The sequence below is a fragment of the Haemophilus sp. 27098_8_127 genome, assembly GCF_041433495.1.
Taxonomy (GTDB): Bacteria; Pseudomonadota; Gammaproteobacteria; order Enterobacterales; family Pasteurellaceae; genus Haemophilus_D.
Genome location: NZ_JAPWBP010000005.1, coordinates 129,347 through 141,576 on the forward strand (window position 1 = coordinate 129,347; position 12,230 = coordinate 141,576).

Consider the following 12,230-nt stretch of genomic DNA (forward strand, 5'->3'; position numbering starts at 1 on the left):
TTAATCAGACGTTTTAATTTAAGTAGCCCACTACAGAAGTAAGGTTCAGAGTGCGGTATCCGAAACGGCGTCAATCTCCGATATAAATAAAAAGCGTCAATCAATTTGACCGCACTTTTTTATATCAACTCGGTCTCACTAAAATTTACAGAGGAAAACCAATAATGGGTTACTCCTATACTGAGAAAAAACGAATTCGTAAAGACTTCGGCAAACGTCCGCAAGTTTTAAATGTACCTTATTTATTAACTATTCAATTAGATTCTTTTGATAAATTCATTCAAAAAGATCCTGAAGGTCAACAAGGCTTAGAAGCTGCATTCCGTTCTGTTTTTCCAATCGTAAGCAATAACGGTTATACAGAATTACAATATGTTGATTACCGTCTAGAAGAGCCAGAATTTGATGTACGTGAATGTCAAATTCGTGGTTCAACTTATGCAGCAGGTTTACGCGTAAAATTACGTTTGGTTAGCTACGATAAAGAATCTTCATCACGCGCAGTCAAAGACATTAAAGAAAGCGAAGTATATATGGGTGAAATCCCATTAATGACTGACAACGGTACCTTTGTTATCAATGGTACTGAGCGTGTTATCGTTTCACAATTACACCGTAGCCCGGGCGTATTCTTTGATTCTGACAAAGGTAAAACACACTCTTCAGGTAAAGTGCTTTATAACGCACGTATTATTCCTTACCGTGGTTCTTGGTTAGATTTCGAATTTGATCCAAAAGATAACTTATATGCGCGTATTGACCGTCGTCGTAAATTACCGGCAACCATTATTTTACGTGCGTTAGGTTACACCGTTGAAGAAATCTTAAACTTATTCTTCGACAAAGTAACTTTCGAGATCGCTGGCAATAAATTACTCATGACATTAGTGCCAGAACGTTTACGTGGTGAAACTGCGACATTTGATATCGAAGCAAATGGCAAAGTCTATGTAGAACGCGGTCGTCGTATCACTGCTCGTCACATCAAAGCATTAGAAAAAGATAATGTGACACAAGTTGAAGTGCCAACTGAATATATCGCAGGCAAAGTAGCAGCGAAAGATTACGTTGATCTTGAATCAGGTGAAATTATTTGCCCAGCAAATGGCGAGATTTCTTTAGAAGTGTTAGCGAAATTATCGCAAGCAGGCTATAAAGTGATCGAAACATTATTCACGAATGACTTAGATTACGGTCCGTATATTTCTGAAACATTACGTGTTGATCCAACTTACGATCGTGTAAGTGCATTATATGAAATCTATCGTATGATGCGTCCAGGTGAACCACCTACACCAGAATCTTCAGAAGCGTTATTCCATAATTTATTCTTCTCTGCAGAACGTTATGATTTATCTGCAGTAGGTCGTATGAAGTTTAATCGCTCATTAGGTATTCCTGAAGGCGAGGGTACGGGGATTTTAAGTAACGACGATATCATTCGAGTGATGAAAAAACTCATCGATATCCGTAATGGTCGTGGTGAAGTGGATGATATCGACCACTTGGGCAACCGTCGTATTCGTTCTGTGGGTGAAATGGCAGAAAACCAATTCCGTATTGGTTTAGTTCGTGTAGAAAGAGCCGTTAAAGAGCGTTTATCTTTAGGCGATTTAGATGCGATCACGCCACAAGACTTAATTAATCCAAAACCAATTTCTGCGGCAGTGAAAGAATTCTTTGGTTCTTCACAACTTTCGCAATTCATGGACCAAAACAACCCATTATCAGAAGTAACACACAAACGTCGTATTTCTGCATTAGGTCCAGGCGGTTTAACGCGTGAACGTGCTGGCTTTGAGGTGCGTGACGTACATAACACTCACTATGGTCGTTTATGTCCAATCGAAACCCCTGAAGGTCCAAACATCGGTTTGATCAACTCACTTTCTGCGTTTGCTCGTACTAACGATTATGGTTTCTTAGAAACGCCATATCGTAAAGTGGTTGATGGTCAAGTAACCGAAGAAATCGAATATTTATCTGCAATTGATGAAGCAAACTACATCATTGCACAGGCGAACTCAAACCTTGATGAGAACAATCGCTTTACAGATGCATTTGTTACTGCTCGTGGTGAACGTGGTGAATCAGGTCTTTATAAACCAGAAGAAATTCACTATATGGACGTTTCAACCCAACAAGTTGTATCTGTGGCAGCAGCGTTAATTCCATTCTTAGAGCATGACGATGCGAACCGTGCCTTAATGGGTGCGAACATGCAACGTCAAGCGGTTCCTACTTTACGTGCAGATAAGCCGTTAGTGGGTACAGGTATGGAAAAACCAATCGCACTTGACTCAGGTGTGGCGGTTGTAGCGAAACGTGGTGGTACAGTTCAATATGTTGATGCTTCTCGTATCGTTATCAAAGTAAATGAAGACGAAACCGTAGCAGGCGAAGCGGGTATCGATATTTATAACTTAATTAAATACACCCGTTCTAACCAAAATACCTGTATCAACCAAATTCCTTGTGTGAATTTAGGCGATCCAATTAACCGTGGTGAAGTGTTAGCAGATGGTCCTTCAACAGACTTAGGTGAATTAGCATTAGGTCAAAATATCCGTGTGGCATTCATGCCTTGGAACGGTTATAACTTCGAAGACTCAATGTTAGTTTCTGAGCGTGTTGTACAACAAGACCGTTTCACGACAATCCACATTCAAGAATTATCTTGTGTGGCGCGTGATACTAAATTAGGTTCTGAAGAAATTACTGCGGATATTCCAAATGTAGGTGAATCTGCATTAAGCAAATTGGATGAATCTGGTATCGTGTATGTGGGGGCTGAAGTAAAAGGTGGCGACATCTTAGTCGGTAAAGTAACCCCTAAAGGCGAAACGCAATTAACACCAGAAGAAAAATTGTTACGTGCAATCTTCGGTGAAAAAGCATCTGATGTGAAAGACTCTTCATTACGTGTACCAAATAGCGTAAGCGGTACTGTAATTGACGTTCAAGTCTTCACCCGTGATGGCGTAGAAAAAGACAAACGTGCATTAGAAATTGAAGAAATGCAGTTAAAACAAGCTAAGAAAGACCTTTCTGATGAATTAGAAATCTTAGAAGCTGGCTTGTTTGCTCGTGTACGTAATGTTCTTATCGCTGGCGGTATTGATGCGGCTCAATTAGATAAAATGGATCGCACCAAATGGTTAGAACAAACCATTTCAGATGAAGAAAAACAAAACCAATTAGAACAGCTTGCTGAGCAATATGAAGAATTACGTAAAGAGTTTGAGCACAAACTTGAAGTAAAACGTAAGAAAATCATTAAAGGCGATGACCTTGCACCAGGCGTGTTAAAAGTGGTTAAAGTTTACCTTGCGGTGAAACGTCACATCCAACCGGGTGATAAAATGGCGGGTCGTCACGGTAACAAAGGTGTTATCTCAAAAATCAACCCTGTGGAAGATATGCCATACGATGAAAACGGCCAACCGGTTGAAATCGTATTGAACCCACTGGGTGTACCATCTCGTATGAACATCGGTCAGATCTTAGAAACCCACTTAGGCTTAGCTGCTAAAGGTATCGGTGATCAAATTAATGCGATGATCAAACAAAAACAAGATGTTGAGAAACTTCGTGGCTATATGCAAAAAGCATACGATTTAGGTCATGGCGCACAAAAAGTGGATTTAAGCACCTTTAGTGATGACGAAATCATGCGTTTAGCAGAAAACCTACGTAAAGGTTTACCGGTAGCAACACCAGTGTTTGATGGTGCTGATGAGCAAGAAATCAAAGAAATGTTGAAACTTGGTGGCTTACCAACTTCAGGTCAGATCACATTATACGATGGCCGTACAGGTGAGAAATTCGAGCGTCCAGTAACTGTAGGTTATATGTACATGCTCAAATTGAACCACTTAGTTGATGACAAAATGCATGCTCGTTCAACTGGTTCTTATAGTCTTGTTACTCAACAACCACTTGGTGGTAAAGCACAATTCGGTGGTCAACGTTTCGGTGAGATGGAGGTATGGGCACTTGAAGCATACGGTGCGGCTTATACCTTACAAGAAATGTTAACTGTGAAATCCGATGACGTGAACGGCCGTACGAAGATGTATAAAAACATCGTTGGCGGCAACCAGCAAATGGATCCGGGTACACCGGAATCTTTCAACGTAATTATGAAAGAAATCCGTTCACTTGGTTTGAATATCGAGTTAGACGAAGAGTAATCGACAAACCTGTCTTCCCCTGTATGCAGGGGAAGCAAAAGGAAGAAATCGCCGAAGTGCGGTTAAAAAACAAAATATTTTTGACCGCACTTTGAAACCCTTAACTCCGACAGGAGACTATTTGTGAAAGACTTAGTTAAGTTTTTAAAAGCACAATCAAAAACGAGTGAAGATTTTGATGTGATTAAAATTGGGTTAGCTTCTCCAGACATGATCCGTTCTTGGTCATTTGGTGAGGTTAAAAAACCTGAAACAATCAACTATCGTACGTTCAAACCTGAGCGTGACGGTCTTTTCTGTGCACGTATTTTCGGGCCAGTAAAAGATTACGAATGTTTATGCGGTAAATATAAACGCTTAAAACACCGTGGTGTGATTTGTGAAAAATGTGGTGTTGAAGTAACACAAACTAAAGTGCGCCGTGAACGTATGGGTCACATTGAATTGGCTTGTCCAGTTGCACACATTTGGTTCTTAAAATCACTTCCGTCCCGTATTGGTTTATTACTTGATATGCCATTACGTGATATTGAACGTGTGCTTTACTTTGAAATGTACATCGTGACCGAACCGGGTATGACCGATTTGGAACGTGGACAATTATTAACTGAAGAACAATTCCTTGATGCAGAAGACCGTTGGCAAGATGAATTTGAAGCGAAAATGGGTGCTGAAGCAATTCAAGATTTACTTAAAGGTATTGATCTTGAAGTGGAATGTGAAAAATTACGTGAAGAATTACAAGAAACTAATTCTGAAACAAAACGTAAGAAAATTACTAAACGCTTAAAATTATTAGAAGCGTTCCAACAATCTGGTAATAAACCAGAGTGGATGGTGATGACTGTATTACCGGTACTTCCTCCGGATTTACGTCCGTTAGTACCATTAGATGGTGGTCGTTTTGCAACATCTGATTTGAACGATTTATATCGTCGCGTAATCAACCGTAACAACCGTTTAAAACGTTTATTAGATTTAATTGCACCAGATATTATCGTGCGCAACGAAAAACGTATGTTACAAGAATCTGTTGATGCGTTATTAGATAATGGTCGTCGTGGTCGTGCGATTACGGGTTCTAACCGTCGTCCATTAAAATCACTTGCGGATATGATCAAAGGTAAACAAGGTCGTTTCCGTCAAAACTTATTAGGTAAACGTGTTGACTATTCAGGCCGTTCTGTAATCACTGTAGGTCCATACTTGCACTTACACCAATGTGGTTTACCGAAGAAAATGGCATTGGAATTATTCCGTCCGTTTATCTATGCAAAATTAGAAAGCCGTGGTTATGCAACTACAATCAAAGCGGCTAAGAAAATGGTTGAGCGTGAAGACGCGATCGTTTGGGATATCTTGGCAGAAGTTATTCGTGAGCACCCAATTCTATTGAACCGTGCACCAACACTTCACCGTTTAGGTATCCAAGCGTTTGAACCACTTCTAATCGAAGGTAAAGCAATCCAGTTACACCCACTTGTTTGTGCGGCGTTCAACGCGGACTTCGATGGTGACCAAATGGCGGTTCACGTACCATTAACACTTGAAGCTCAGTTAGAAGCGCGTGCATTAATGATGTCAACAAACAACGTACTTTCACCAGCAAACGGTGATCCAATTATCGTTCCATCACAAGACGTGGTGTTGGGTCTTTACTATATGACCCGTGAAAAAGTAAACGGTAAAGGCGAAGGCATGTTATTGCAAGATCCGCGCGAAGCTGAAAAAGCGTATCGCACAGGTGAAGCAGAATTACATTCTCGCGTTAAAGTACGTATTACTGAATATGTGAAAAATGAAGCTGGCGAATTCGAAGAGAAAACCACATTAACTGATACCACTATCGGTCGTGCAATCTTATGGATGATCGCGCCAAAAGGTATGCCTTATTCATTGTTTAACCAAACATTAGGTAAAAAAGCAATTTCTAAACTTATCAACGAAGCTTATCGTCGTTTAGGTTTGAAAGAAGCGGTAATGTTCGCTGACCATATTATGTATACCGGTTTTGCTTATGCTGCACGTTCAGGTTCTTCTGTGGGTATCGACGATATGGTTATCCCAGAGAAAAAATACGAAATTATTTCTGCAGCGGAAGAAGAAGTGGCAGAAATTCAAGAACAGTTCCAATCTGGTCTTGTAACAGCTGGCGAACGTTATAACAAAGTAATCGATATTTGGGCTGCGGCGAATGAGCGCGTAGCGAAAGCGATGATGGAAAACTTATCTCAGGAAGAAGTTATCAACCGTGAAGGTAACCCTGAGAAACAAGCTTCTTTCAACAGTATCTTTATGATGGCTGACTCTGGTGCGCGTGGTTCTGCAGCTCAGATTCGTCAGTTAGCAGGTATGCGTGGTTTGATGGCGCGTCCAGATGGTTCGATCATCGAAACCCCAATTACAGCGAACTTCCGTGAAGGTTTGAACGTACTTCAGTACTTTATTTCAACCCACGGTGCGCGTAAAGGTTTGGCGGATACCGCATTAAAAACAGCAAACTCTGGTTACTTAACTCGTCGTTTAGTTGACGTAGCGCAAGACTTAGTGATCGTTGAAGATGACTGTGGTACGCATGAAGGCTTAGTCATGACTCCATTAATCGAAGGTGGCGATGAGAAAGTTCCACTTCGCGAATTAGTGTTAGGTCGTGTTGTAGCTGAAGATGTGTATAAACCAGGTACAGAAGAAGTATTAATTGCACGTAACACTTTATTAGATGAAAAACTTTGTGATGTGTTAGATGCAAACTCAGTAGACAGCGTAAAAGTACGTTCTGTTGTAACTTGTGATACTGACTTCGGTGTATGTGCGAAATGTTACGGTCGTGACTTAGCGCGCGGTCACCTCATCAACCAAGGTGAAGCAGTGGGTGTTATTGCTGCTCAATCTATCGGTGAGCCAGGTACACAGTTAACCATGCGTACGTTCCACATCGGTGGTGCAGCTTCTGCAGCCGCGAAAGAATCTAGCGTACAAATCAAAAACAACGGTACTTTACACCTTGCTAACGCGAAATTCGTTGTTAATGACGAAGGTAAATTAGTGTTAACTTCTCGTAATACTGAATTAACCGTTACAGATGAATTTGGTCGTACGAAAGAACACTATAAAGTGCCTTACGGTACAGTGTTGAATAAAGCAGATGGTCAAGAAGTATCAGCGGGTGAAACAGTGGCAAACTGGGATCCTCATACAATGCCAGTTGTCTCTGAAGTATCTGGTTTTGTGAAATTCGTTGATATCGTGGACGGTTTAACTGTAACGCGTCAAACAGACGAATTAACCGGTCTTTCTTCTATCGTGGTACAAGACGTGGGTGAACGTGCAACAGCAGGTAAAGATTTACGTCCAACTATTAAATTAGTTGATGCAAAAGGTAACGATATCTTCTTACCTGAAACTGACGTTATTGCACAATACTTCTTACCAGGTAAAGCAATCGTAAGTTTAGATGACGGTGCGGAAGTGAAAGTGGGTGAACCACTTGCACGTATTCCACAAGAATCTGTGGGTACTAAAGATATTACTGGTGGTCTTCCACGCGTTGCTGATTTATTCGAAGCTCGTAAACCGAAAGAACCTGCTATCTTGGCAGAAATTTCAGGTATCGTGTCCTTCGGTAAAGAAACCAAAGGTAAACGCCGCTTGTTAATCACCCCAACTGAAGGTGAAATCTACGAAGAAATGATTCCAAAATGGCGTCAACTCAACGTATTTGAAGGCGAGATGGTAGAACGTGGTGATGTGATTTCTGATGGTGCAGAGACTCCACACGATATCTTACGTTTACGCGGTGTTCGTGCTGTAACTGAATATATCGTGAACGAAGTGCAAGAAGTTTACCGCTTACAAGGTGTAAAAATTAACGATAAGCACATCGAAGTTATCGTACGTCAAATGTTACGTAAAGCAGTTATCACGAAAGCTTATGACAGCGAATTCCTTGAAGGGGAACAAGTTGAAGTGGCTCGCGTGAAAATTGTGAACCGTAAACGTGAAGCGGAAGGTAAACCACCAGTTGAATTTGAACGTGAATTACTTGGTATTACCAAAGCGTCATTGGCGACTGAATCCTTCATTTCTGCAGCATCGTTCCAAGAAACCACTCGCGTGCTTACTGAAGCAGCGGTGGCGGGTAAACGTGATGAATTACGCGGCTTAAAAGAGAACGTAATCGTAGGTCGTTTAATCCCTGCTGGTACTGGTTTTGCGTATCACCAAGGTCGTCACAAAAAACGTATTGTAGACGATGTTGTGATTAAATTATCTGAAGACGATGAAGCAGCAATTGCTGATGAATTCGTGATGACAGCAGATGATGCAACAACTAACTTGGCAGAAATGCTTAATATGGCAGATGATGCAGAGTAATCGATAAAAAGAAAACCCGAGTTTAGGCTCGGGTTTTTTATTATCTCTAATAAATAAAGTGCGGTCAGTTTTTAATGAATTCTTCTTTTGGAAAAGTATCGAAAAAATGGCCGCACTTTCTTTTCATCAATAAAAAAGCCACCTTAATCGGTGGCTTTGAAATATTTTGCTTAAGCTAAGATTACCAGCCTTTTACAACACCATCTTTAAAGTGTTTTTTCGCTTCTAGGTAAACTTCTTCAGTTTGGTATGCTTTGACGAAATCTTGGATCGCTTTACTGTCTTTGTTATCAGTACGCGCAACGATGATGTTTACGTATGGAGAATCTTTGTCTTCTACAAATACGCCGTTATCTTGTGCATTTAAGCCAACTTGACCAGCATAAGTGTTATTTACAACCGCAAGATCAACATCATCTAATGCACGAGCTGCAACAGAGGTATCTACTTCAGAAATTTTTAAGTTTTTCGGATTTTCAACGATATCTGCGACAGTTGAAAGAAGATCGTTAGAATTTTTAAGTTTGATTAAACCTTGTTTTTCAAGAAGGATTAATGCACGACCACGGTTTGATGGGTCATTTGGCACCACAATTTTCGCGCCATCTTTTAATTCATTTACATTTTTGATGGTTTTAGAATAGCCAGCAAGCGGGTAAACAAAGGTGTTACCAACGATCACTAAGTTGTTTAAGTTTTTCGCTTTTACATCTTCATCTAAGTAAGGTTTGTGTTGCATTGCGTTAGCATCTAAATCACCTTTAGATACAGCAGTATTTGGCAATGCGTAGTCATTGAATAAAACAAATTCAACATTTAAGTTGTATTTGTCTTTTGCAACTTTTGCAGCGGTTTCGGCTACTTGGTGCTCAGGACCAGCCATTACACCAACTTTGATTGATGTTGCTGCAGGCGCAGTTGACGCTGCATCTGCTTTTTTCTCTTCTTTACAGCCTGTTAATACTAATGCTGACGCGATAGCGGTGATAGCAAATAAGTTTTTTAATTTCATGTTTTTTCCTTGTTGTGAATAAAATGGTATAGAAAATAATTAACGGTGATCTACTCGTTTTGCGAGCGTGTCGCCTAATTTTTGACTGAGCATCACGATAATCACGATAACAATCGTTGCTGCCCAAGTTACCGATGGCATATTACGATAGACACCATAGTTAATGGCAAGGCTTCCTAAACCGCCACCGCCTTGTGTTCCCGCCATTGCGGTATAGCCAATTAATGTCACGAAAGTAAGCGTAATGGCGTTGATAATCGTAGGTAAAGATTCAGGTAAATAGAATTTACGAATAATTTGCCAATTGGTTGCGCCCATTGCTTTTGCGGTTTCGGTTAAACCGGTTGGAATCTCAAAGAGTGCATTACTTGTTAGGCGAGCAAAAAATGGTGTTGCCGCTGCACTTAATGACACAATTGCTGCATTAGAACCAATACTACCGCCAGGAAGTAACCAACTGGTAAGCGGAATTAAAGCAAGTAACAAAATAATATAAGGGATTGAACGTCCGATATTAATAATGACGTTTAAGAACGCATTGAGTTTTTTGCTTTCTAAAATCGCCCCTTTATTGGTTAAGAAGGTTAAAAAACCAAGTGGTAAACCTAATAAAGCAGCAATTAATGTCGATAATACTGACATATAAATTGTTTCAACGGTTGATACCGTTAGTAAACTCGCGAAGTTATCGGGGAATTGTTGGCTAAATGTTGCCCATAACTCATTGAACATAGCCTAGCACCTCTACTCGAACGTTATTTTCCATTAAATAAACTTTGGTTTGTGTAATTGCATCTTCATCACCTTCAACTTCCGCAATCGTAAAGCCAAATTTAACGCCACCGGCATAGTCAATTTGTGATGTTAAGATACTGAGTTCTACACCAAATTTTTTCGATGCTTGAGAAAGTAATGGCGCATCGACGGAACGACCAGTAAATTCAAATTTGATGATCGGATACGATTTGGCATGTTTTGGTGTATCAGATAGATTTTCTAAATATTCTTCCGGCAACGTAATGTGGAAGGTCGAGCTGATAAACTCTTGGGCCAATTCTGTTTTCGGATTAGAGAAAATCTCACTAACCGTGCCTTGTTCAATCAGGCGGCCTTTATCAATCACGGCAACTTGATCACAGATTCGTTTAACCACTTCCATTTCATGAGTGATAAGAAGAATGGTGATACCTAAAGTGCGGTTGATTTCTTTTAATAATTTTAGAATGGATTGAGTTGTAGCGGGATCTAATGCGCTAGTGGCTTCATCACAAAGTAAGACTTTAGGATCGCTTGCAAGTGCACGGGCAATAGCTACTCGTTGTTTTTGACCACCAGAGAGATTAGCAGGATACACATTATGTTTATCACTTAATCCAACAAGCGCTAAAAGTGCGGTCGTTTTTTCTTGAATTTCTGCTTTCGATTTATTTTCTAATTCAAGTGGCAATGCTACGTTTTCAAAAACGGTTCGAGAGGTCAACAAATTAAAATGTTGGAAAATCATGCCGATTTGGCGGCGTGTTTTCACTAATTCAGCGTCAGAAAGTTGAGTCAGATCCACATCATCGATGATTACAGCACCGTGAGTTGGTCTTTCTAATAAGTTTACACAACGGATAAGTGTACTTTTACCTGCGCCAGAAGCACCAATGACACCACAAATCTGCCCCCTCGGCACATGTAATGAAACATTATCAAGTGCGGTCAGTTTTTTATCCGGAAGTGTAAAAATCTTCGTAATGTTATTTAGCTTAATCATATAAGCCCTTGTTCTCAGTTAATATTTGAATTTCATTTGTATTCTAGACGTCTAGAATGCTGTGTCAATATCTTAAGGGATCTTTTTTAGACAGATCGGTTATGACTTATTATTGCTTATATTAAGGATAAAAGGGATAATTTTGCCTTAAGAAAAAGATAAATGAGAAAATATATGAAGAAAGCTGTTTTTTTAGATCGCGATGGCACTTTAAATATCGACCATGGTTATGTTCATAAAATTGATGATTTCCAATTTATTGAAGGCAGTATTGATGCATTAAAAGAATTGAAGGAAATGGGATATCTTTTAGTTTTAGTGACCAATCAATCAGGCATCGCACGTGGATATTTTTCAGAAGATCAGTTTTTGCAACTTACAGAATGGATGGATTGGTCATTAGCTGATCGTGGTGTCGATCTTGATGGAATCTACTATTGTCCTCATCATCCAGAAGGGAAGGGTGAATATAAAGAAGACTGTGAGTGTAGAAAACCGAAATCAGGCATGTTATTAGAGGCGATTAAAGCGCTGAAAGTCGATCCTGCACAATCTATTATGGTTGGCGATAAGATTGAAGATCTTAAAGCGGGCATCGGCGCAAAAGTGAGAACAAATATTTTAGTGCGAACAGGCAAACCTATTACAGAAGAGGGAGAGAACCTCGCTGATTATGTTTTGGATTCTATTGCTGATTTACCAAGAATAGCAAAACGATTAATTAAGTAACAAAAATGATCTATTTTTTGTGCGAATAGGCGAAAAGATCTTCAACCAATAAAAAAATTACATTTTTTTACAAAAAGATCTTGCAAAGGAGTCTGAAATGCCTATAATACGCCCCACACAACGACGCGCTGTTGTGAAGCTTTAATAAAACCAGTGCGTCGTT

Annotated in this window: 6 protein-coding genes; 3 read left to right on the top strand and 3 right to left on the bottom strand. The window is 40.0% G+C overall.

Features of this window, described 5'->3' with window-relative positions; genetic code table 11:
- The first annotated feature begins 164 nt into the window (after window positions 1-164).
- On the top strand, window positions 165-4,193 hold the full coding sequence (rpoB, locus tag O3746_RS07335; RefSeq protein WP_295662647.1) for a DNA-directed RNA polymerase subunit beta: 4,029 nt from the start codon (window positions 165-167) through the stop codon (window positions 4,191-4,193).
- Between the two features lie 123 nt (window positions 4,194-4,316).
- Complete coding sequence (rpoC, locus tag O3746_RS07340) at window positions 4,317-8,567, top strand: DNA-directed RNA polymerase subunit beta' (protein WP_070712567.1); 4,251 nt, start codon at window positions 4,317-4,319, stop codon at window positions 8,565-8,567.
- Between the two features lie 181 nt (window positions 8,568-8,748).
- Here rpoC and O3746_RS07345 read toward each other — a convergent pair whose 3' ends face one another.
- Genes O3746_RS07345 through metN form a run of 3 tightly spaced genes read right to left on the bottom strand, consistent with a single transcriptional unit; the run spans window position 8,749 to window position 11,338 of the window.
- Window positions 8,749-9,579 carry a MetQ/NlpA family lipoprotein gene (locus O3746_RS07345; RefSeq protein WP_371448397.1) on the bottom strand — a complete coding sequence of 277 codons (831 nt, stop codon included), beginning with the start codon at window positions 9,577-9,579 and terminating at the stop codon, window positions 8,749-8,751.
- A 39-nt stretch (window positions 9,580-9,618) separates the two neighbouring features.
- On the bottom strand, window positions 9,619-10,311 hold the full coding sequence (locus O3746_RS07350; protein ID WP_265470200.1) for a methionine ABC transporter permease: 693 nt from the start codon (window positions 10,309-10,311) through the stop codon (window positions 9,619-9,621).
- Window positions 10,301-11,338: a methionine ABC transporter ATP-binding protein MetN gene (gene metN / locus O3746_RS07355; protein ID WP_371448400.1), complete on the bottom strand. Its 1,038-nt coding sequence runs from the start codon at window positions 11,336-11,338 to the stop codon at window positions 10,301-10,303. Before metN ends, O3746_RS07350 begins: the two co-directional genes overlap by 11 nt.
- A 174-nt stretch (window positions 11,339-11,512) precedes the next feature.
- Here metN and gmhB point away from each other — a divergent pair, with 174 nt between their 5' ends.
- Window positions 11,513-12,067 (top strand): D-glycero-beta-D-manno-heptose 1,7-bisphosphate 7-phosphatase, encoded by a 555-nt coding sequence (gmhB, locus tag O3746_RS07360; RefSeq protein WP_178162592.1) that lies wholly within the window; start codon window positions 11,513-11,515, stop codon window positions 12,065-12,067.
- The last annotated feature ends 163 nt before the right edge of the window (window positions 12,068-12,230 follow it).

Bases quoted from the DNA above. Each gene is read 5' to 3' on its own strand.
- rpoB (WP_295662647.1), top strand. From the start codon at position 165: ATGGGTTACTCCTATACTGAGAAAAAACGAATTCGTAAAGACTTCGGC.
- O3746_RS07345 (WP_371448397.1), bottom strand. From the start codon at position 9,579: ATGAAATTAAAAAACTTATTTGCTATCACCGCTATCGCGTCAGCATTA.
- O3746_RS07350 (WP_265470200.1), bottom strand. From the start codon at position 10,311: ATGTTCAATGAGTTATGGGCAACATTTAGCCAACAATTCCCCGATAAC.
- metN (WP_371448400.1), bottom strand. From the start codon at position 11,338: ATGATTAAGCTAAATAACATTACGAAGATTTTTACACTTCCGGATAAA.
- gmhB (WP_178162592.1), top strand. From the start codon at position 11,513: ATGAAGAAAGCTGTTTTTTTAGATCGCGATGGCACTTTAAATATCGAC.